Source organism: Moraxella sp. I5G, from assembly GCF_055193055.1.
In genome coordinates this window covers 123840-145399 of sequence record NZ_JBUXLH010000004.1, presented here as the reverse complement: position 1 = coordinate 145399, position 21560 = coordinate 123840, and the positions used below count along the sequence as shown (strand labels likewise).

General features: G+C 37.1%; 25 protein-coding genes, 2 tRNA genes, 1 pseudogene and 1 CRISPR repeat array. Of the genes and pseudogenes, 21 read left to right on the top strand and 7 right to left on the bottom strand.

All coding sequences use genetic code 11. The features are described from left to right. Positions 1–576 (top strand): annotated as a pseudogene (locus tag ACZBKJ_RS03780) (hypothetical protein); the annotation flags it as partial. A gap of 64 nt (positions 577–640) precedes the next feature. On the opposite strand, the gene rpsI reads toward ACZBKJ_RS03780, so the two are convergent. Together rpsI and rplM are read right to left on the bottom strand one after the other, a co-directional pair. After that, positions 641–1027, bottom strand: a complete 387-nt coding sequence (rpsI, locus tag ACZBKJ_RS03775; protein ID WP_463199587.1) for a 30S ribosomal protein S9 — start codon at positions 1025–1027, stop codon at positions 641–643. A gap of 13 nt (positions 1028–1040) precedes the next feature. Next, a complete protein-coding gene (rplM, locus tag ACZBKJ_RS03770) occupies positions 1041–1472 on the bottom strand; it encodes a 50S ribosomal protein L13 (protein ID WP_463199586.1) in 432 nt (143 codons plus the stop codon). Between the two features lie 324 nt (positions 1473–1796). Between rplM and rsmA the strand changes: the two genes are divergently transcribed. The 13 genes from rsmA to ACZBKJ_RS03705 all read left to right on the top strand — a co-directional run bounded on the left by rsmA (position 1797) and on the right by ACZBKJ_RS03705 (position 10313). Then, positions 1797–2642 (top strand): 16S rRNA (adenine(1518)-N(6)/adenine(1519)-N(6))-dimethyltransferase RsmA, encoded by an 846-nt coding sequence (gene rsmA / locus ACZBKJ_RS03765; protein WP_463199593.1) that lies wholly within the window; start codon positions 1797–1799, stop codon positions 2640–2642. 18 nt (positions 2643–2660) lie between these two features. After that, positions 2661–3512, top strand: a complete 852-nt coding sequence (locus tag ACZBKJ_RS03760) for a symmetrical bis(5'-nucleosyl)-tetraphosphatase (RefSeq protein WP_463199585.1) — start codon at positions 2661–2663, stop codon at positions 3510–3512. A gap of 12 nt (positions 3513–3524) precedes the next feature. Next, positions 3525–4376 (top strand): peptidoglycan DD-metalloendopeptidase family protein, encoded by an 852-nt coding sequence (locus ACZBKJ_RS03755; protein ID WP_463199584.1) that lies wholly within the window; start codon positions 3525–3527, stop codon positions 4374–4376. Positions 4377–4454: 78 nt separating this feature from the next. Further along, on the top strand, positions 4455–5099 hold the full coding sequence (locus tag ACZBKJ_RS03750) for a hypothetical protein (RefSeq protein ID WP_463199583.1): 645 nt from the start codon (positions 4455–4457) through the stop codon (positions 5097–5099). Positions 5100–5115: 16 nt separating this feature from the next. Continuing rightward, positions 5116–5670 carry a hydrolase gene (locus ACZBKJ_RS03745; protein WP_463199582.1) on the top strand — a complete coding sequence of 185 codons (555 nt, stop codon included), beginning with the start codon at positions 5116–5118 and terminating at the stop codon, positions 5668–5670. A 36-nt stretch (positions 5671–5706) separates the two neighbouring features. Beyond that, positions 5707–6717 carry a DUF4424 family protein gene (locus ACZBKJ_RS03740; protein ID WP_463199581.1) on the top strand — a complete coding sequence of 337 codons (1011 nt, stop codon included), beginning with the start codon at positions 5707–5709 and terminating at the stop codon, positions 6715–6717. A gap of 87 nt (positions 6718–6804) precedes the next feature. Continuing rightward, the gene (locus ACZBKJ_RS03735) at positions 6805–7152 is read left to right on the top strand and encodes a hypothetical protein (RefSeq protein ID WP_463199580.1); all 348 of its coding nucleotides are present in this window, start codon (positions 6805–6807) and stop codon (positions 7150–7152) included. 78 nt (positions 7153–7230) lie between these two features. Beyond that, on the top strand, positions 7231–7644 hold the full coding sequence (locus tag ACZBKJ_RS03730) for an RNA-binding S4 domain-containing protein (protein WP_463199579.1): 414 nt from the start codon (positions 7231–7233) through the stop codon (positions 7642–7644). 13 nt (positions 7645–7657) lie between these two features. After that, complete coding sequence (locus ACZBKJ_RS03725) at positions 7658–8149, top strand: low molecular weight protein-tyrosine-phosphatase (RefSeq protein ID WP_463199578.1); 492 nt, start codon at positions 7658–7660, stop codon at positions 8147–8149. 33 nt (positions 8150–8182) lie between these two features. Continuing rightward, positions 8183–9247 (top strand): UDP-N-acetylmuramate dehydrogenase, encoded by a 1065-nt coding sequence (gene murB / locus ACZBKJ_RS03720; protein WP_463199577.1) that lies wholly within the window; start codon positions 8183–8185, stop codon positions 9245–9247. Positions 9248–9297: 50 nt separating this feature from the next. Next, positions 9298–10065 carry a YdcF family protein gene (locus ACZBKJ_RS03715; protein ID WP_463199576.1) on the top strand — a complete coding sequence of 256 codons (768 nt, stop codon included), beginning with the start codon at positions 9298–9300 and terminating at the stop codon, positions 10063–10065. A 52-nt stretch (positions 10066–10117) separates the two neighbouring features. Next, positions 10118–10208 (top strand) — tRNA-Ser (locus ACZBKJ_RS03710). Positions 10209–10222: 14 nt separating this feature from the next. Further along, positions 10223–10313, top strand: a tRNA-Ser gene (locus ACZBKJ_RS03705). 71 nt (positions 10314–10384) lie between these two features. Here the strand turns inward: ACZBKJ_RS03705 and ACZBKJ_RS03700 are convergent. Next, positions 10385–11698: an NCS2 family permease gene (locus ACZBKJ_RS03700; RefSeq protein WP_463199575.1), complete on the bottom strand. Its 1314-nt coding sequence runs from the start codon at positions 11696–11698 to the stop codon at positions 10385–10387. A gap of 149 nt (positions 11699–11847) precedes the next feature. On the opposite strand from ACZBKJ_RS03700, the gene ACZBKJ_RS03695 reads away from it, so the two are divergent. From ACZBKJ_RS03695 to rpsT, 4 genes are all read left to right on the top strand, one after another. Then, positions 11848–12336 carry a peroxiredoxin gene (locus ACZBKJ_RS03695; RefSeq protein ID WP_463199574.1) on the top strand — a complete coding sequence of 163 codons (489 nt, stop codon included), beginning with the start codon at positions 11848–11850 and terminating at the stop codon, positions 12334–12336. 47 nt (positions 12337–12383) lie between these two features. Next, entirely contained in the window at positions 12384–13568 is a 1185-nt protein-coding gene (locus ACZBKJ_RS03690) for a glycosyltransferase family 4 protein (protein WP_463199573.1), read from the top strand. 115 nt (positions 13569–13683) lie between these two features. Continuing rightward, positions 13684–14385, top strand: a complete 702-nt coding sequence (locus ACZBKJ_RS03685; RefSeq protein ID WP_463199572.1) for a YidX family protein — start codon at positions 13684–13686, stop codon at positions 14383–14385. 189 nt (positions 14386–14574) lie between these two features. Continuing rightward, on the top strand, positions 14575–14841 hold the full coding sequence (gene rpsT, locus ACZBKJ_RS03680; protein WP_463199571.1) for a 30S ribosomal protein S20: 267 nt from the start codon (positions 14575–14577) through the stop codon (positions 14839–14841). A gap of 71 nt (positions 14842–14912) precedes the next feature. On the opposite strand, the gene panD is transcribed toward rpsT, so the two are convergent. The 3 genes from panD to ACZBKJ_RS03665 form a co-directional block, all read right to left on the bottom strand. Then, complete coding sequence (gene panD, locus ACZBKJ_RS03675) at positions 14913–15296, bottom strand: aspartate 1-decarboxylase (protein ID WP_463199570.1); 384 nt, start codon at positions 15294–15296, stop codon at positions 14913–14915. An 18-nt stretch (positions 15297–15314) separates the two neighbouring features. Further along, entirely contained in the window at positions 15315–15461 is a 147-nt protein-coding gene (locus ACZBKJ_RS03670) for a hypothetical protein (RefSeq protein WP_463199569.1), read from the bottom strand. Positions 15462–15627: 166 nt separating this feature from the next. Beyond that, on the bottom strand, positions 15628–17121 hold the full coding sequence (locus tag ACZBKJ_RS03665; protein ID WP_463199592.1) for a DUF3360 family protein: 1494 nt from the start codon (positions 17119–17121) through the stop codon (positions 15628–15630). A gap of 337 nt (positions 17122–17458) precedes the next feature. Here ACZBKJ_RS03665 and ACZBKJ_RS03660 point away from each other — a divergent pair, with 337 nt between their 5' ends. From ACZBKJ_RS03660 to ACZBKJ_RS03650, 3 genes are all read left to right on the top strand, one after another. After that, positions 17459–17668 (top strand): DNA gyrase inhibitor YacG, encoded by a 210-nt coding sequence (locus ACZBKJ_RS03660; RefSeq protein WP_463199568.1) that lies wholly within the window; start codon positions 17459–17461, stop codon positions 17666–17668. Between the two features lie 60 nt (positions 17669–17728). After that, complete coding sequence (locus ACZBKJ_RS03655) at positions 17729–18898, top strand: acetylornithine transaminase (protein ID WP_463199567.1); 1170 nt, start codon at positions 17729–17731, stop codon at positions 18896–18898. Positions 18899–19197: 299 nt separating this feature from the next. Beyond that, a CRISPR array of direct repeats spans positions 19198–19859; the repeat unit is 36 nt; unit sequence GTCTGAAACACTCCCCAATTTTTAGGGGATTAAGAC. 37 nt (positions 19860–19896) lie between these two features. Beyond that, complete coding sequence (locus ACZBKJ_RS03650) at positions 19897–19962, top strand: hypothetical protein (protein WP_463199591.1); 66 nt, start codon at positions 19897–19899, stop codon at positions 19960–19962. On the opposite strand, the gene ilvA is transcribed toward ACZBKJ_RS03650, so the two are convergent. Continuing rightward, positions 19944–21485: a threonine ammonia-lyase, biosynthetic gene (gene ilvA / locus ACZBKJ_RS03645; protein WP_463199566.1), complete on the bottom strand. Its 1542-nt coding sequence runs from the start codon at positions 21483–21485 to the stop codon at positions 19944–19946. The two genes, ACZBKJ_RS03650 and ilvA, sit on opposite strands and share 19 nt — an antisense overlap. Positions 21486–21560: the final 75 nt, after the last annotated feature.

Here is a 21560-nt window from a genome sequence, read left to right as displayed (position 1 = left end):
AATGAAAATTTAGCGAATGAAAATTTAGCGAATGAAAATTTAGCGAATGAAAATTTAGCGAATCCCACGAGAATTGATTCTCATTTACCAATTAATCAGCAACAATTATCTAGGATGTTAAAACCACCAGTTCAAGAACTAACAGGTGTGTGGACAGCTGACAAATGGGACTATTGGCTAAGCTTGGCTAGAGAAAATCAGTGGTTGGATGCAGATGAACTGGCTTTGGCGAGTCAATCCATTATGATGGGCAGTATTGATGGTGAATGCACTTTTTACACCACCAATAAAAACATGCAGACCAATGTAACATTTAAGAGTTTTGTATGCAAATTTACTCAATATTTCCAACAAGCTAAAATTGATAATCAGTTGCATGTATTGAGCGATAATCCGTCGCTTGATGTGGAGCAGTTACCAAAAAACAAGGCACAATCACGCCAGATCCAAGTTTATGAAATTGCACAAAGGCAAATTATGAATAGCCCAAATTTCCAGTTACTTTATCAGCAAGGTTATTTGGATACTCAAAACTCTCACCAAATGATTAAAAATATTAAATTAACATTTAATTAAATGAACGTTGAGAATAAAAACCCTATCAAGTAAATGATAGGGTTTAAACAAAACGAAGATGGGATTAACGTTTTGAGTATTGTGGGCGTTTGCGCGCTTTGTGCAGACCCAATTTTTTACGTTCAACTTCACGAGCATCACGAGTAACAAATCCAGCTGCTTTTAGGGCAGGTTTGAAGGTTTCGTCAGCTTCAATTAATGCGCGAGTTACGCCGTGGCGAATTGCGCCAGCTTGACCGCTAGCACCACCACCAGTAACTGTGATGTATAAATCATAATCAGTTACAACGTTTAGCAATTCTAATGGTTGACGAACCACCATACAAGAAGTTTCGCGACCAAAATATTCATCAAGTGCTTTGCCGTTGATGATGATATTACCTGTGCCTTTAGATAGGAAGACACGAGCAGTAGAAGTCTTGCGGCGACCAGTGCCGTAATTGCGTTCCATAATGTCTCCTTGATTAGATGTCTAGCACTTTAGGTTGTTGGGCTGCGTGTGGGTGTTCTGTACCCGCATACAGTTTTAATTTCTTAATCATTGCATAACCAAGTGGACCTTTTGGTAACATGCCTTTAACAGCCTTATGCAGCACATCTTCAGGTTTATGAGCGATTAACTTGGTAAAGTTAGTCTCTTTAATACCGCCAGGATAACCAGTATGACGATAGTATTTTTTATCTTCGGCTTTCTTGCCGGTTACCGCTACTTTGTCAGCATTAATAACAACGATATAATCGCCAGTATCAACGTGTGGTGTGTAGCAAGGCTTATGTTTGCCACGCAGACGAGAAGCAATTTCACTCGCCAAGCGACCTAATGTTTTGCCTTCAGCATCCACGATATACCAATCGTGTACAACTTCAGCGGGTTTGGCACTGATGGTAGTAGTCATATAAAACCTATACAAAAAATGGATTTGAGAGAGATAAATTATTCATCAATTCAAGATAATATCTTGATTTGACTATAAATTTGAGTTGGGGAAACGAAGGGCTCTCAAAAAACAGCCAACATTATAGAAGATTTTTGCTAAAAATGCAACGCTTTTATTGAGTTGGGAGGATTAAGAAGTGAAATCAGATAAATGGTTTAATTTTTTGAGTAATCAAGGTACAATGAATAACCAAGGTGCAATTAAACCTTATAAAACTTATAAAATTAAATACAAATGTTTAACTATGTTTAAATACAGTTGCAAAAGGCAGATTAAATGAATATGCGTACACCCAAACAACTTGGACACAATCCACGTAAGCGCTTTGGACAAAATTTTCTCCATGATACGAGTGTCATTCGTCACATTGTTGATAGTATTCATTTAAAACATTCCGATAATTTGCTAGAAATTGGTCCAGGTCTTGGGGCATTGACAGAACCTTTGCTTGCTGAAGTCAATGGTATGACGGCGATTGAGCTGGATAGGGATTTGGCAAATGGTTTGAAAATGACCATTGGTGCTAATAGTCATCCTGATTTTACAATTATTAATGACAATGCTATGTTGATAAATTATCGTCAATTAGCAGAAAAATTGGGCAAAGGGTCTTTTCGTATTGTGGGAAATTTGCCTTATAATATTTCAACACCCATTTTATTTCATTTATTGGAATTTAGTGATGTTATTATTGACATGCATTTTATGCTTCAAAAAGAAGTTGTGGATAGAATAACCTCATCACCAGACACAAAAGAATATGGCAGATTGTCAGTTGTGATGCAATACTTTTGTGAAACAGAGTATTTATTAACCGTACCAAAAGGAGCGTTTAACCCTCCGCCCAAGGTCACCAGTGCAGTTTTTCGTTTAATCCCTTTTAAACAAAAACCAATAGCTGCTAAAGACGAACGATTGTTGATGTTGGTTGTTCGTGAAGCCTTTAATCATCGTCGCAAAACTTTACGTTCAATTTTTAAAACCGTTGCTACCTTGCCTGTTTTTACTGATGAAGATTTTAATTTAATCAATATCAGCCCAATGGCAAGACCAGAAAATTTATCCGTCGCTGATTTTGTTCAGTTATCAGATATGGCTTTATCTAAAATAACAAATTTAAATTCATAATTATTTAGAAAAAAGAATATGAATCACCAAGAAAATTACCGTTATCAGTACGTCATTGGCGATTTGCAGGGCTGTTTTGAAGGATTTGAACAGTTAAAAAAAGCCATTTTGTTTGATGAAAATTTAGATAAAATTTGGCTTTGTGGGGATATTGTGGCGCGCGGCGAGGACTCTTTAGCAACTTTATCAGAGGTAAAGCGATTATCAAAAAAGGGTGCTTTGACAACAGTTTTGGGAAATCATGATATTAATTTATTGGCGGTTTGGCGCGGATTTGTTGCTGCCAAACCCAAAGATAAAACCCAAAGCATTTTACAAAGCCCTCATTGTGATGAGCTATTAAACTGGTTGCGCTGTCAACCTTTATTGGCGCTGCCTGATGAAAAAACCGTTTTAACCCATGCTGGTATACCGCCTAATTGGAGCGTTAAAGAAGCTAAAAAATACGCTAAAGAACTGGAAGCGCATCTGGGCGGTAGTTTAAAAAAACTTGATAAATTATTGCCGAACTTGTACAGCAAAAAAGCCGATATCTGGTCAAAGGATTTGCAGGGCTATTCTCGTTTGCGTGCGATTGCCAACTATTTTACCCGAATGCGATTATGTGATGAACATGGCACGTTAGAATTTTCATTTAAAGAATCATTAAACGACCCAATGCCCAAAGGGTTTTTGCCTTGGTTTTTTTGGCAAGTACCTAGAAAGCGCAAAATTTTGTTTGGGCATTGGGCGGCACTAGAAGCTCAAGTGCAAACAGACTATGTACAAGCTTTGGATGCAGGCTATGTTTGGGGCGGTCAATTACTTGCATATCGTCTACATGATGGTAAAATTACAAGTGTATATTCAAAAAATATTGATAAAATTTAATGGGTTAAAAAAATGATGACACAAAAAATTAATTTGGCGGGCGCGGCTTTGGTTATTTTGTTATTGTCAGCATGTGCGTCAAAACCAACGTATCAGTCAGCAACTTCTCAACCAAAAATTGCTTACAATGCTCAAGGTGTTCCAAATTATTATCAGGTTAGACAGGGTGATACAGTTGGGCAAATTGCTAAACGTTTTCAAATAGATAAACAAACCATTTCAAAAAATAACCGTCTAGACCGTGATAATACAATTTATACGGGACAGTGGCTGATTTTATGGAAGGGCGGTACCAAACACAATACCCAAAGTGAAACGGTAGCCAAAACACCTCAAAAACCAAAAAATAACACCAAAATCATTTTAAATACTGATAACGCATCGGTTCCTAAACCATCGACAACAATGCCTGTCATTACTCCATCGTCTACAAAACAAAGCTCGTCTCAGCCTATTTCAACTAAAAATACGGCTAATTCCAATGGGTTTGTTTACCCTGTCAGTCGGCAAAGTCAAATCGTTCGACATTTTGGAGCTGTGCGTAAAATTGATGGAAAGTCAATACAAACTCAGGGTGTTTGGTTTATGGGTAAAGATGGCGATATTATTATGGCCAGTCAGGCGGGAACGGTGATTTATGCTGACCAAAATAGCATGCCTGATGCGTCTATTGCCATTCGTCATGCTGATGGCATGATTACAGAGTATCGGTTTATTAAAGATGCTGTTGTTAAAGAAGGGCAAAATGTAAAAGCAGGTCAAAAAATTGCCAGTATGCGCGCTAGTGGTAATGGGGTAGTATTGACTGAATTTCGTATGTTAAAAAATAACAGTTATATCAACCCGATGACCATGATTAAATAACATAAATTAACAACAAATAGTGATATTTATGAATAAGTTGTGATAGAATAAACCCATTGATTGTTAAATATATAAACTATGAACAAGTTTACATTATTATTTGGTTTATTTTTGCTGATTTTTAATCAGCAAGCTTGTGCAAAAGCTGCTTATAAAGAAAGTGATACGCAAAAAATCAACAATCAAAAAGCTCAAATAAAAACTATCAAAGCTATTTTCCAACTAGCACAAGATAATCAATTCATGAATTTAAAGGCGGTGGGCCAAGCGTTTGGTGAGTCAGATTTATATAATAAAGTTACTCAAAATACTTTTGATGAATCAGTTGTGATATTTTATAATGACATAAAAGATAACCCAAATCATGCCTTAAATCATATAAGATTTCAGGTTTGGTTGAATCCTTATGAAATGGACATTTCAGAGCTATTAGGTTCAGTGGAATTTTCCTTTAAGGAAAATCAATGCCCAAGTATAGAATTAATAGAAGAAGTAACGGGTGTTAAAGCAGATAAACATGAGATTCCTTATTCGCCGTCTTCAGTAGGGCGAGTGCCTCAGTTTTTAACCTATACCCAATATTACTTCCAATTGCCCAAACAGTGGATTGGTTTTTTTGATGGCAGTGCTTGCCGTATGGAATTAAGTACAGTTTATAAACCCGTGGGTTTTCACTCACAATCAAAAAATAATCAAAAATTTGTAATGGTATTTTCTAAATAGAAAATTAGGACAAATGATGTATCGTATTTTACCAAAAGATACTCAAGCGTTATTGATTGATATGCAGGAAAAATTAATACCGCATATTGACAATTACGAAGTTATTATAAAAAATGCCAAAATATTAATTCAAGGGTTATCTGCACTAAATATCCCATTAATAATTAATGAACAATACCCTAAAGGTTTGGGAAATACAATACCAGATATCAAAAATGTATTTAATAAAAACCTAGAAAATAACATTCTAGAAAAAAATACTTTTAGTTCTTGTGATGATGAGATAACATTTCAGAAGATAAAGCAAAATAATCGTCCAGTTGTATTGCTGTTTGGAATAGAAACACACATTTGTGTATTGCAAACCGCAATGGATTTATTGCAATTAGGGTTTACGCCAGTGGTGGTAGCTGATGCAACCAGTTCACGTACAGCTCAAAATAAGCACTTGGCATTAAAACGTATGATACAACAGGGTGTTATCGTGGTTAGTACTGAAATGATTTTATTTGAGCTTTGCCAATCATCAAAAAACCCAGCCTTTAAAACCATTTCAGCATTAGTGAAATAATTTATTTATTTTATAGTTTAATATACAAGGTGATTTATGAAAGTTTTTAATAAAACAGTATTATCAAAAACATTATTGGTAAGTTTGTGTCTAGGATTTGCTGGTAGTGTCTTTGCCAATGATTCTATAGGTTATGTTGCTACTGGTGGTGTAGAGTATATTAAAAACGATAAAATTGCCATGCAAAGCGAAGATTTGCAGATTAGTAAAAATTTAATTAAGGTTGATTATCAATTTAAAAATACAAGTAATAAAGATATTACTGAAACCGTTTTATTTCCCTTGCCTAGTGTTCCTGTACCACAGGATTATAATTTTTCAGATACTGCAGAAACGATTGATAGTTTTAAAATTTTGGTAAATGATAAACCTGTTAATTACCAAACTCATGTTCGTGCTTTTATGTACCCATTAACCAAAGATGGAAGTTTGGATTTTGAAGCTAAACAAATTGATGTGACTGAAGAATTCAAAAGTTGTGGTGTGACAGAAAAAGAAATACAATATCCTTGGACGGTAAAAGGTGATTTGTCAGCAATTCATCGTAAATTATTAAAATGTGATAATCCAAAATTAAAACAACTCATTGGCAGTACCAGCAATGTTGATATGAATTCTGAAGATGATTTACTGTATGCTGTGTATTGGGAAAGTCAAGTTGTTTATAGCTGGCAGCAACTATTTAAAGCAAATAGTGTTACCAACATCAAACACAGTTACAAACCTTTGATTGGTGGAAGTGTTGCTGTAACAGAAAGTGAACACGAAATGTTTTGCATAGATGATGGTATTAAAAAATTACTAAACAAAACAGAAATGGGTAATACCTACTCTTCTTTGGGGTATATTTTGACAACGGGAGCAAATTGGGCAAAACCAATTGAGAACTTTAAATTAACCGTTGAGCGTGATAACGACGAAGTGACTTCATTTTGTTGGGCAGGCAAAGGTAAGGTCAATAAAATTGGTCAAGGTAAATTCCAAGTTGTTGAAAAAAACTTTAAGCCCACCAAAGATTTAGATGTTATTTTTATTAAAGTAAAATAAACGCATAAGTAAATTGAGGTTGAATGTAACTTGGCAGTAGTTGGATATTAAGTTATTTAACTGCCACGGTCTAGATGGAGCGATGTTATGAGAAAGTCATTACTTTTTGTTTTTGGTTTATTAGCATTATCAGCAACTCAAGTCTCAGCAAAAGATATTCCTGTAAAGTTTACTAAAGGTAGTTATTGCAGTTCTTATTCTGGTGCAGTGTCCAATCTTGATGCCTTTAGCTTATATTTAACAAAAGGGCAAACATTGACTGTTAATGTTAATGATGGAGAAATAAATAAAGTATTAAACCCTCGTAATGCAAAAGTCTCTCCATTAGAAGAGGGCGTTACTGGCGCTAGTTATAAAGTTAGCCAATCAGGAAAATATAGAATTTTTGTTTCTCCTGATTTAAAAGTTGCAGATGTTGAGTTTTGTGCTTATTAATTCATCTTGAAATAGCATTTTATTATCAAAGCAGTGCTTTTTTGGCATTGCTTTGTTTTTATTTTTTGGTAAAAAATTATGACAACATCAAATCCTGCAGAAACCATTTTAAAAGTACGCGCTGACAAATGGCTTTGGGCAGCACGTTTTTTTCGCACACGCTCTTTGGCAAAAGAAGCAATTGAAGGTGGAAGAGTTCATATGGATGGCAAAAAAATTAAAACCAGTAAGGAATTAAAAATTGGCGATATTTTGACCATTAGACAGGGTAATGCCAGCACACAGGAACAAAAAACCATTATTGTCAAGGCGCTATCAGAACAAAGAGCTAATTTCACCATTGCTAGCAGTTTATATGAAGAGACTGAAGAAAGTATCATCACTAGAGCTTTTCTTGCTGAGCAAAGAAAATGGCAAAATTTAGCCAAACCTGACACCAAACCTAATAAAAAAGAACGCCGTAATTTGCAAAAATTACATAGCCAATGGTAAAAAAGGGGATTGTATGAATTTTCCAAAATCTGTATTATTGGTTTGTTTAGGTAATATTTGCCGTTCGCCATCAGCTGAAGCGGTTTTGCGTCAAAAAATAACCCAAAAAAACCTTGATATTGTGTTAGATTCAGCAGGTACAGCCGGCTATCATATTGGTGAAAAACCAGACAATAGAGCGATAACGGTAGGGGAAAAACTAGGCTATGATTTAAGTCAGCTACGAGCCAGGCAAATTCAATGGGAAGATTTTTATCGTTTTGATATTATCTTTGCCATGGATAAAAATAATTTTAATGACTTGCAAAAATTACAAAAAAAGGCTCAAGATTTTCATTTAAATCAGCCAATTGGTACACTTTTAGCATTTGATACAGTAGATGTTGCTGACCCTTATTATGGCAATCTTGATGATTTTAGACAAATGTTTGTTCAGATACAAAAAACTGCTGATAACTGGATATCAATTTGGCAAAATAATAATCAAAATTTAACCAAGTTGTAAAATAACATTATGTAATAGTTAGGAAAGTGAATCGTGAATACTATCTCTGCAATGTTTAACTATGATTTAAGCCATGCTAATACAATGGCTTTAAAGTGTATTGCCCGTACTTTTGTTAAGATAACAGACGTTTGCCAAATCAAACCCGCAATTGATTTTGCTAAAGAGCAAAAATTACCCATTTTTATTTTGTCAGGCGGTAGTAATGTGTTGCTACCTAATTATTTAGATGCTCTAGTTATTTCTCCATCTTTATTTGGCATTCAAATTGTTCAAGAGTCAGATGAAAGAATAATCATCAGTGTTCAAAGTGGTGAAAATTGGCATGCTTTGATAGAAACTTGTCTAAAAAATGGTTGGTATGGGCTGGAAAATTTGGCATTAATTCCGGGTCTGGTAGGGGCAAGTCCTGTGCAAAATATCGGCGCTTATGGTGTACAAGTTTCTGATTTTATTGATTATGTTATTGCTTACGATTTAATGACAGGCGAAAAGATGTTGCTTAATAATCAGGCATGTCAATTTGCTTATCGAGACAGCTTTTTTAAACAAAACCCCAATCGTTATTTGATTACAGAAGTAGCATTTTGTTTACACAAAAATCCCAATCAAGTTATTACCAGTTATGGTGATGTTGAAAAAGTGGCACAGCAAATTTCTACGAAAAATCAGCATGCTGATCTATTACCTAGTGATGTATTTGAGGCGGTTATAAGTATTCGTCAAGAAAAACTGCCTGACCCTAAAATTTTACCAAATTGTGGCTCATTTTTTAAAAATCCCATTATTCAATTGGAAAAATTTCATCAATTAAAACAAAAGTTTGCAGATTTACCTTGCTATGCAGTCGATGAAAATCAAGTCAAGTTACCTGCTGGCTGGCTTATTGATAAATCAGGTCTTAAAGGTAAAGGCGTGGCACCAATTTTAACGCATAAAGATCAGGCATTGGTATTGGTAAACAATGCTCCAAATCAAGCAACCCAACAAGATATTCAAAACGCCCAAAATTTTATCATAGAAGCGGTAAATCAAACCTTTGGCGTAGTGCTTGAACGCGAACCAGTATGGGTGGATGGTCAAGGTGGTGTTTCTTAATCAAAACGATAAATAGCTTGGAAGTCTAAATAAAAGATATTGGTTGCTTGATGTTTGGTAAAATTTTTGCCCGAAAACGTTCTGATAATAACAAACCAAAACCGTCATTTAAAAAACGGTTTTTGTTGTTTGTTGTAAAATTATTGTTGTTACTTGTTGTGATAGGGGTTTTGCCATTTACTCCAGTGTTTTCATGGTTGGGTGTTCATTTTTTATCATTTTTTTCGGTTATGACGTTGCCAAAAAATGACAAATCTCCCCAAAGCATTGTTGTGCTTGGTGGGGGATTGACAAAACAAACCAATCAAGATGGTAGTAAAATTATTCTAAATCATTATAGTAAACTGCGCGCCGATTCCGCTTATCAACTGCACCAACAAACTAAGCTCCCAATTATTACCAGTGGTGCCGAATCGCCTTGGCTGAGTGATTATTTAAAAACTTCAAAATTATACTCGTTTATGATAAGTGATAATGCCAGCATGAACACGTGTGAGAATGCAATTTTTACTGCTAAGTTATTAAAATATCATGAGTTATCAAATAGTATCTATTTGGTAACCGATCGTTATCATATGGCAAGAGCTAGACGACAATTTGCAAAAGCAGGCGTGCAAACCTATCCTTATGAGGCGCCTTTGGTGTTGCCCTTAGATTGGAGAAAACCAAAAAATAACTTGATGCACAGTCGTCGCGTGGTCTATGAAGTAGCTGCTTTAGTACGAGATATTGTACGCCCACAAAACAATTGCCGTAATGAAGAGTTTATCAGTATTGAAGAAATTAGTACACCCAGACGTGTACCAAAAATTTTTTAAAAATTAAAAAATACTTGCATTTCAGCAAAAAATCTATATAATACACGCCTACGGAAGTTTGGCAGAGCGGTTGAATGCACCGGTCTTGAAAACCGGCGTGGGTTTGTAGCCCACCGTGAGTTCGAATCTCACAACTTCCGCCATTTTTACTACCTTTGGAAGTTTGGCAGAGCGGTTGAATGCACCGGTCTTGAAAACCGGCGTGGGTTTGTAGCCCACCGTGAGTTCGAATCTCACAACTTCCGCCATTCATCTTAAAACAAATAAAAAAACCAACTTAAAATTAAGTCGGTTTTTTATTGTTTAATAAAACCTAATCCTAAATTGCATAATCAAGTGCATAAAAAGCAACTAAAACAGCAGCAATTAATACCGTGCCAATATTTAGTTTGTTTATCTCTCCTGAAACCAAGCGTCCAATTACTAAGGTTGCAAATCCAAGCATGATGCCCGTAACAATATTGGCAGTCAAAACAATAAAAACAGCACAAACCAAGCCGCTCATTGCTTCAACAAAATCACTAAAATCAAGTTTTGAAACATTACTTAACATTAAAAGCCCAACATACATCAGCGCAGGGGCGGTCGCGTAACTGGGCACTAAAAACGCTAATGGCTGCAAAAATAGCATTGCTAAAAATAATAAACCCACAACAACAGCAACTAATCCAGTTTTGCCGCCAACGGCTGTTCCAGATGCTGATTCAATATAAACAGCAGCAGGGGCTGTGCCAAATAATCCTGACAATAAACTGGATGCAGAGTCTGCAGTAAGAGCTTTGCCACCGCCAATGATTTGTTCATTTTTATCAATTAAGCCTGCTTGTCCAGCGACAGCACGAATGGTTCCTGTGGCGTCAAAAACTGCGGTCATTACCAAAGCAAAAACTGCAGGCAACACTGTTTTATCTAAAGCACCAGCAATATCTAATTGAAAAAATAATGAATCATCACCAACATGTGGAATTTTGATGGGCGAGCCACTAAAGCTAACATTTGAATCAAATATTAAACCAATGGTTGTGATGGCGATGATAACCCATAAAATGCCCCCTTTTACTTGACGTTTTTCCAAACCAATAATTGCCGCCAAACCAAGCAATGACATAATGACGCCAAAGGATGTAAAATCACCCATTTTAACAGGTAGACCCGCATCATTTTTAACAACAAATCCAACGTTATTGGCGGCAATTAAAAGTAAAAATAAGCCAATACCAATGCCTGCTCCGTGAGCAATAGAACTGGGTAGATTTTTTAAAATCCAAGTTCGAATGCCCGTGGCAGAAATTAGGGTAAAAAATACCCCCATTAAAAAAATTGCTCCCAAAGCTACAGGTACACTAACTTTACTGCCTAAAACTAAGCTAAACGCGGTAAAAGCGGTTAAAGAAATGGCGCAGCCAATCGCCATAGGTACATTTGCCAAAAAACCAATCAAGAGCGAGCCAAACCCTGCCACAAGGCAAGTAGCGATAAATACCGATTCAGCAGGAAATCCTGCTTGAGAAAGCATATTTGGAACCACAATCACTGAATAGACCATAGCTAAAAAAGTTGTAAAACCTGCTATGACTTCTTGACGAACGGTAGAGTCCCGTTCTTGGATTTGAAAATAGGAAAGTAAAGACATCTACCGTCATCCTGTTTGCGTAAAAGCAGTAATTTTACTGTAAAGATAGAATTATTACAATTTTACAACTAAGAATTTACAATATTTTGTTCAAAAATTTTTTTTGCTACAATAGAACAATCTATTTTTAAGATTATTTGGATGAACTGATGAAAAACACTGCTGAAACGCTGATTTTGCCAGATTTTTTGGTAACTTTAGTACAAAAAATAGCCAATGAAACAATAGAGAGTAAACTTTCTTTAGTAAATTGGATAAAAGATAGTCAAAAAGGATTAATTTTATATTTCTATCCTAAGGATCATACCCAAGGATGTACGATTCAAGCAGTTGATTTTACTAAAAATTTATCAAAATTAGCTGAAAAAGACTATACTGTTATTGGGGTGTCACCTGATGATGTGAGCTCACACAAAAAATTCATTCAAAAACACGATTTACAGATTGGACTGATTTCTGATATTGAAAAACAGCTGAGTTATTATTTTGATGTATTTAAAGAAAAACAGCTGTATGGTAAAAAATATTTTGGTGTGGTGCGTTCTACTTTTATATTTGATAATCAAGGAAAAATTTTGGCAAGTTATCGTAATGTAAAAGCTAAAGAACATGTGCAAAACTTATTGGCGGTTTTATAAATCATGATGGTACTGTTTATCAATAATCAATCCAACAAACTTAAGCAATGAAAGTTTTGCATTTATTATCATCTTTAAAATACGATGAATCCGAACGTGGCATTTATGCCATCACTCATGCTATGGCAAAAGCGGGGCATAAATCGGTGGTGATTGGCTGCGCTGATAAAAATCACGAACTGGTTACTCGGCTTTTGCGAGATGATACAATTTATTATCAAATGGCCATGCCAAAAAAATCTTGGTGGGCGCTTCGGCATATTTTTCGGCTCAAGCATTTGATTTTACAGCATAAACCAGATATTATTCATGTGCATTCACGTACACCGGCATGGGTGCTGCATATGTCAATGAGCTGGTTGCCAAAAGAAAAACGTCCAAAAGTTATTGCAACGGTGTATGGTTTTTATCCTTTGAATTCATACACTAAAGCACTATTTTTTGCTGATATCATCATTAGTGCTTCTCGTAGCATTGATCGGTATTTAAAGGAAAATTTAGCAGCCAAACAAGAAGAATCACCTGATGGTTTTGCTGATAAATTAACCAAAAAAATTATTTGTGTGCGTCGCGGTGTTGACGTTAAAAAATACCCTTATCGTCATCATTCTTCTGTGCATTGGCTACAAAGCGTTTTTGCTCAACACCCTGAATTAGAATATAAAAAATGGCTAGTCTTTCCAACTCCTATCGGTAGCGAGTATGGACAGGATTGGTTGATTGATATTTTGGGTAATCTACAAGAAAAATTTCCAAAAATTCACGCTGTAATTATGGACGATGACTTAGCTACTGCCAACGAACTTGATTTGGCTCAAGAAGAATTTGTGCAAAAATTGTATGCATTGGATTTACAAAAACGCGTTACTTTTGTGGGTAAACGACCGCCTGACATGCGAGAATGGCTGGCGTCGGCAGATATTGTTTTGGCGCTGGCAAATTACCCTGAAAGTATTGGTATTACAGCCATTCAAGCAGTTCATTTAGGCACTCCTGTGATTGGTTGGTCAAAAGGGGCGTTTGCAGATATTTTGACAATAACTTATCCGCAAGGTTTGGTTAAAGAAGAAACCGCATTTGCTTTGTGTAAATCAGTCAAGTTTCACTTACAAAATCCCATTCGCCCCGCCATAACTCACGAATATACTATTGAAGAAATGGTGAAAAATACATTAAATATTTATCAAAATTTAATTAATCCAGATGCCAAAAAAATAAAAACCCTGAAATAAAAATTTAAAAACAAAACAATTGGACGATAAACAATCAAAAACAGAAAACAGTTTACAAATATTCTAAATTATTTTATAATCAAGATATTAACTTATTGTTAAATAAGGGTTATTTATGAAAAAATTTGCTACTCAAACCGTACTTGCTGCAATGCTGGGTTCTGTTGTTTTGTCAGGCTGTGCTACTAAAACCTTAATGACTAAAGATTCTGGCGGTAGCTATGTTAAAAAAACCAGACAAACATTGGTTGAGGATTCAGTTTTGGCTTTTGGTAAGCCTGCTACTCGCATAGCCAATGCACCTGATGATGCAGTGGTGATTGTTGGGCAAAAACACAGTTATGTTTTGACTCAAGGTGGGTCAGAATTCACTAGTTTGCTTGGGTATTTAGACCCAGACTATGTGAGTCTGCGTGAGCCGCTTGATTTTTATTCAGCAAATAATGATGGAAAGTTTACAGGAACGTTGGCTTTAAAATACACACGACTCAAAGAAGATTTTAGTAAAAAAGACGCTCAATTTTTCCTAAAACATAATGTGAAGGAATGCACCACATACAACGAAAAAGAACTACAAGCCCAAAGTTTTTGTTTTAATATTAGTTTAGAAGGTGCGGTATATCCCGTTGTGAGCAATCAACACAGTCTAAAATCTTTAAGCCGTCTTTATCCTGTAACCATCTATACCACCAAAGAAGAAACCGCTTATCGTAAAGGCGACAGCGACCCTGTAGAAAAATTGGTTTTATTTCCATTTGCGGTAGCTTTTGATGTGGTTACGCTTCCCTTTCAGGCATTAAAGAAAATTTTTAATTGATTGAGCTAAAAACGGCAATTTTTCAGGTAAAAATCTTGTGTAACATCTGAAAATTTAGTAGAATAGGCGGATTGTGTTAGGCAACGTGTCTCCTTTGTTAATAATAACATTGGTAATTCGGTGGCTGCCTGAATTATCGCCTACACTAAGTGAAGCCCCTTTTATTTTTACCTTAGTTAAGGATTTATTATGGCAAACTCAGCCCAAGCTCGCAAACGCGCTCGTCAAAACGTAAAACAACGCGCTAAAAACGTATCACAACGTTCTATGGTTCGCACTTACATCAAACGTGTCGTTGCCGCTATTGAAGCAAAATCTTACGAATTGGCAACTGAAGCCTATAAAAAAGCAGTACCTGTAATTGACCGTATGGCAGACAAAGGCATTATCCACAAAAATAAAGCCGCTCGTCATAAAAGCCGCTTAAATAAAGCAATCAAAGCATTGCAAGCCTAAGTTTATTTTAGGTAAAACAAAAAGAGTGTTATAAAACACTCTTTTTTTATTTCTAAAACTAATAAACGATACTATAAAACAGTATTGGCTGGTTCATAGGATAGGGTGTCAGTAATTTGATTGCGTTCATCCACCAAAACAACCTTTGGCAAATGGGTTTTAATTTCATCAGTAGATAATAAAACATAAGACATAATAATCACAACATCGCCTTCTTGAACAAGGCGTGCTGCCGCACCATTAAGGCAAACCTCGCCACTACCACGTCTGCCGGCAATGGTATAAGTTTCAAAACGTTCACCATTATTGTTATTAACAATTTGCACCTTTTCATTAATATCAATGCCAGCGGCTTCTAATAAATCAACATCAACTGTGATGCTGCCAACGTAATTTAGATTTGCCCCTGTAACAGTGGCGCGGTGAATTTTTCCACCCAAAAAAGTTTTAAACATAGATAACTCTTTTATCAATTACTCTTTTAATGTAGATTGGCGATGTTCTTTAACATAATCAATCATGCAATCGCGCAACAGCTGACTGGCAGTTCGATTATTTTCTTTGGCAGCTTTTTTAAATTGTTCTACCAACACGCATATTAAATGTCGTTTGTTCTTCATTGCTCATTTTTTTGTCCCATTATAAAACTTAATAGCCGAATTAGGCAAATTATTCGTATCAAAAAATTGGTATAATTGCGTAAATGGCAACTTACAGGCATTAATTTTAACTGATATTAAAACAAAAAACCACCTGATTTCCAGATGGTTTTTTGGTTTTTTTACATTAAGTTCTAAATTGTGGGAAGAAGGCAGGAATGCCGGGAAGCATACCCACAGCGCCCATAGCAAGGCAAAGAATGACAAATCCAGTCATTGGAATGACAACACGACCTGCAAAGCCCAGCTCAATACTGCGTTTTTTGTCGCCAATCAAACCTAAGTTATCCAACATCATTGTTAAAGACCAGCCAAAAACAGGGTTTACCAAAGCAGATGCAAAAACAACAATGGCAGCCGATTGAGTGGTTTTACCTTTGCGAGTCATTTCCATGCCAGCTTCTAATAACGGCACAAATACCGCAACAATCAACGCAACACTCAGTACAGGTTGCCAGATTGCTAAATCCATTGGGTAGCCCCAGATACTGGCAATAATACAAAATAGGGCAGTTAAGATTGCACCAGCTGGAATCGGACGTTTGGCAATCGCCGCTGGAACGATGTAAGTTCCCCAAGATGATGTAAAGTTTGCTCCGCCAAGCGCTGAACCAATGGCCTGTCTGATAGAGCAAGTAACCATAGTATCATCAACATCCATATGGGTTCGGTCGGTGTGATTTGGATAACTGATTTTTTGGAAGACTTTATGACCTAAGAAATCTGGTGGCCACATAGCAACTGCCAAGACTGCAAAAGGAAAGACCACAATAAAGGCTTTGGCGTCAGGCAAACCCAATGTCCAGCCAGTGTTTTCGCCCCACCAGTACATTGGACTCATGTTTGGTAGACCCGGTGCGGTTTTAAATTCAAATGGCGCACCAAAGATAAAAGCTAAAAATCCTGCCAAGGCGCAGCCAATCGGCACAGCAAGCCAACGTTTTTGCCAATGCTCAAGTAGGGCATACATAATGATGGTGGCAATGATGATGACAAAAGCCAAATGGGGTATTTCTATGGCTTTTGCCCAATCAATTAGTTTATTGACCTGTCCGATGGTGCCTACAAAACCCAAATACAACAAAAGACCACCTGCAACCCCATCACTGGTTAGCTTGGTCATCAAACTTCCGCCCTTTAATAGACTTAAAATAAGTCCAAATACGGCAATGGAAATACCAAACGCCAATGGGTGTCCGCCTGCTGCAACGACAATAGGGATTAGTGGGATTAGCGGTCCATGCGTCCCGGGCAAATTTGATGTTGGCAGGATAAAACCAGAAAAAATCACCACCAAAATAGCTGCGATTAAAAGTTCATAACGCACGTTTTCTAAAATAAAACCATCACCCAACCCCAAAGGTGCTGCAAAAGCTGCCGCCATAGCGCCAACCATAACAATTTTACCGATGGTGCCTGCCATTGCAGCAATGGCGTCTTCAGGTTCAAAACGATAATCTTTAAAAGGTAGGTTAATACTCCAACGCTTTGGCTTCATGATTTGCAATTCATGCGCTAGATATTCGTCTCGGGTATTAAAACTAGAACTTGGCTTGTGAAGCTCAGCATAACTTTTATTTTGTATTTCGCGAAGCCTCTCTTCGCTTAATGTTGTATTGATATCACTCACAAAATACTCCTTAAGTTGCGATGATAAAACACCTTAAATCCCTGTCTTTCCATAATCATGATACTGAAAAACAATTTTAAGATATTTCAAGGTTAAAAACCTCTTGGCTGATTATAACTTGCTTTTTAGCCGCTGTCATGTAATTTTTTATTTTTTATATGATTTTTTGATTGTATAAATAATTTAAATCAATCGCTGGTCTTATTTATGCAGTTATGGACTGTGATAAAATGGCTGTGTTACAATAAATTGCTTAAATCAAAGTAATTTTAAGTAAAACGGTTTTAGTAAAAATACGTTCAATCAAACCAGTTTAAGTAAATGCACTATGAATCAACCAATCCATCTAACCTGTCCGCGTTGTCAAAAACTGACCATCTGGCAAAATAACCCTTATCGCCCCTTTTGCAGTGAGCGGTGCAAATTGATTGATTTGGGCGCATGGGCAGCTGAAGATTATAAAATCACCGCTGAAGATTCTCCTTTTAGTGAAGAAAGTGTTGAAGAAAGTGGTAAAGACATTGGCAGAAAAGATTAACAACCGTTTCACCACCCAAACCAATCAAAGTGAATATTAAACCAATCAATTAACATAGGAATGTTTATGAGCTATTTATCCGCAACTTATCATCGCCAACCGATTACCTTTACCAAAGGCAGAGGTTCATATTTATACACCGCTGACGGTACCGCGTATTTAGACGCTTTAACAGGCATTGCAGTTTGTGGTTTAGGGCATTGTTACCCACCAATCACTGATGCAATTGCCGAGCAGGCGGGAACTTTGATTCATACCAGCAATTTATTTGGTATTGATTGGCAGGAAAAAGCAGGTCAAATACTGTGTCAAGCGGCAAATATGAAAGAGGTGTTTTTTGCCAATTCTGGAGCTGAAGCCAACGAATGCGCGTTAAAACTTGCCAGACTGTATGCTTATAAAAAAGGACTGACCCACCCCAAAGTGGTGGTAATGGAACACGCGTTTCATGGGCGGACACTGCTGACGGTAACGGCAACTGCCAATCCCAAAGCTCGCGAAGGATTTTTTACGTTGGATAAGGATTTTATTCGGGTACCGTTTGGCGACGCTTCCAAAGTGGCGGATTTATCCGATGACCCCGATATTTGTGCGGTATTTCTTGAGCCAATTCAGGGCGAAGGCGGACTGTACACCCCCGATGATGATTATTTGCAAAAAATCGCTCAAATTTGCCAAAAAAACGATTGGCTTTTGATGTTGGATGAGGTGCAAACAGGCAATGGGCGCACGGGCAAATATTTTGCTTATCAGTACAGTGATATTGTGCCAGACGTTTTAACTACCGCTAAGGGGCTGGGTAACGGTTTTCCAGTGGGGGCGTGTATGATGAATAATAAAGCGGCAGGTTTGTTTAAAGCGGGTTCTCACGGCTCAACTTTTGGCGGTACTCCCTTGGCGTGTCGGGTGGTTTGTTCGGTTTATGAGCATTTAACACACGATGTTATGCAAAATGCGCTTACTCAAAGCCAAAAAATTCGCCATGCAGTCCAACATCGCTTTGCTGATAAAATCGAAATTCGTGGGCGTGGCATGATGATTGGTTTTGCCATGCCGTCCGATGTTGATTGCGGTCAAATTGTGGCGATGGCTCGCGATGAATTTTATTTGATTGTGAATGTAACAGGCGGTAACGTAATACGATTATTGCCAGCTTTAAATATTAGTGAAGCGGATACGTGCAGTTTGATTGAAAAATTATTGGCGTTGCTGGATAAAATTTTGTCATAGACAAACAGTCTAATAAAACCATATAAATCATAGAGATTGCTGTATTTTGGTTGGGTTTTATAAATTGACAAAACCGTTTATTGCAACTATAATCTAGGGGTTAATTGACAGGCTATTTTGTGGACTGTTTTAAGCCGACTTGATAAAAGCGGTTTTATTATTGACGTTTTGGACGGTTAAACGTGTGAAATTTTGGTCAAAAAATTGATTAAAATTTCAACAACTTTTTAGCGAAAAATTATGCCTAAAAAATGATTGAGTAACTAATTGATTTGATTTAAAAATTTAAATCAACCGCAGTCTGAAACACTCCCCAATTTTTAGGGGATTAAGACATCATATCAACCATACAGAGGGCTTCTTCCCAGAGTCTGAAACACTCCCCAATTTTTAGGGGATTAAGACGAAGACCCTTTCCGTTCAGAAACTCCAGTTAAAGTCTGAAACACTCCCCAATTTTTAGGGGATTAAGACGAAAACAACTAACGTCCCGAAGACGCTTTTCCGTCTGAAACACTCCCCAATTTTTAGGGGATTAAGACCCACAGCCATTACATTATTAACGACTAGTTGAGGTCTGAAACACTCCCCAATTTTTAGGGGATTAAGACATCAGAGTGAAGGAAATACCACATCACGTATACGTCTGAAACACTCCCCAATTTTTAGGGGATTAAGACTTCTGGAGACAATTCAATAATCCTTACAGGAATACCGTCTGAAACACTCCCCAATTTTTAGGGGATTAAGACAACTCTATAACTCCGTCTTTTAACTGTTCTGCTGGTCTGAAACACTCCCCAATTTTTAGGGGATTAAGACAGCATCCGACTTGTCTTTATCATTAATATAAGGCCTGAAACACTCCCCAATTTTTAGGGGATTAAGACCGATAAGGAATTTCAAGAACGACACTATGTATATGGTCTGAAACACTCCCCAATTTTTAAGGGATTGCGTTATCAGCTAAAAAATAATCAAGGCAATAAAAAACCTAAATTTACTTAGTAAATTTAGGTTTTTTTAAGGTTGATGGGTGTTGGATTTATTTTAAAAACAGCTGATAACCAACATTATCCGTAAGATTTTCGCATTGATAGCCAATTTCAGTCAGAGCATCAATAATCTTACGCGATGTACCTTCAGAGGCTTGCAATCCTACCAAAATACGACCTTCTGCTGCACCATGATTTCGGTAGTGAAATAAAGTGATGTTAAAATCTGTACCCAATTTTTCCAAAAAATTTAATAAAGCGCTGGGGCGTTCAGGAAACATAACCCGAAATAAATGCTCATCCTTGACCATTGCATGACCGCCGATAAGATAGCGAACATGTGTTTTAGCAGCTTCATCATCAGTTAAATCAAAAGCGGTTAAGCCTTTTTTGTCCAAAATTTCTTGAATGATTTGTCGCTCTTTTTGTCCTTCTTTTAGAGCAATACCAACAAAAACATGAGCAATTTTGGGATTGTTTGCGTCCAAGCGATAATTAAATTCAGTAATATTGCGACCTTCTAAAGTACGGCAAAATTCCAAAAACGCCCCTGTTTTTTCGGGCAAACGTACCGCAAAAATTGCTTCTTTTTGCTCACCAATTTCGGTACGCTCTGCAACATACCGTAAACGGTCAAAATTCATATTTGCCCCAGAGATGATGGCGGCGCAGTTTTTGTGCTGTAGCTGATTTTGTTGAATGTATTTTTTCATCCCAGCAACCGCCAAAGCCCCAGCTGGTTCAACCACACTGCGATTTTCTTCAAAAATATCTTTGATGGCGGCACAAATTTCATCATTGGTGCATGTTACCACATCAGGGTCAATGACGGTGCCGCTGCCATCGGATTTTGGTAATTGGGCAATATGAAACGGCAGTTCGCCAATTTCTGCAACAGCAACCCCATCGGCAAATAAAGAAACCTGGGGCAGTTTTACTCGTTGTTTGGCGGCAAGTGCTGCCTTTAAGCAAGCAGCTCCAGTCGGTTCAACGGCAATTACTTTGATATGGGGCGCAACTTCCCCCAAAAAAGCCGCCACCCCCGCAACCAAACCGCCACCGCCCACGGCAACAAATACATAATCAAGCTCTCGCCATTGTTGAGTAAGCTCCAGCCCAATTGTGCCTTGACCTGCAATGACCAGTTCATCATCATAAGGGGCAATGTAGGTAAAATCATCTTCTTGGGCTTTTTGCATGGCAAAACGGTTGGCTTCATCAAAACTATCGCCATGTAGATAAACATTGCCACCCAAGGCTTGCACAGCTTTGATTTTAATCTCTGGAGTGGTGGTTGGCATAACAATTAGGTTGTTTAATTGCAACCGATTTGCTGAATAAGCAACGCCTTGGGCGTGATTGCCAGCAGAAGCGCAAATAATGCCTTTTTGTTTTTTATCATCAGGCAATTGGCTAATTTTATTATAAGCCCCGCGCAATTTAAAGGAAAAAACAGGCTGTAAATCTTCTCGTTTTAGGCGAATTTGATTATCAAAACGTTTGGATAATTTGGGGGCATTTTCTAAAGGTGTTTGAATGGCAACATCATAAACGGTTGCTTGCAAAATAGCACGAACCCAAGAAGAGAGCATCGATGATTCCTTTTTTTGGTTAATAAATTGATTTTATTTCATGATAAAATCAATCGTTGCGTGTGGTTTGATACG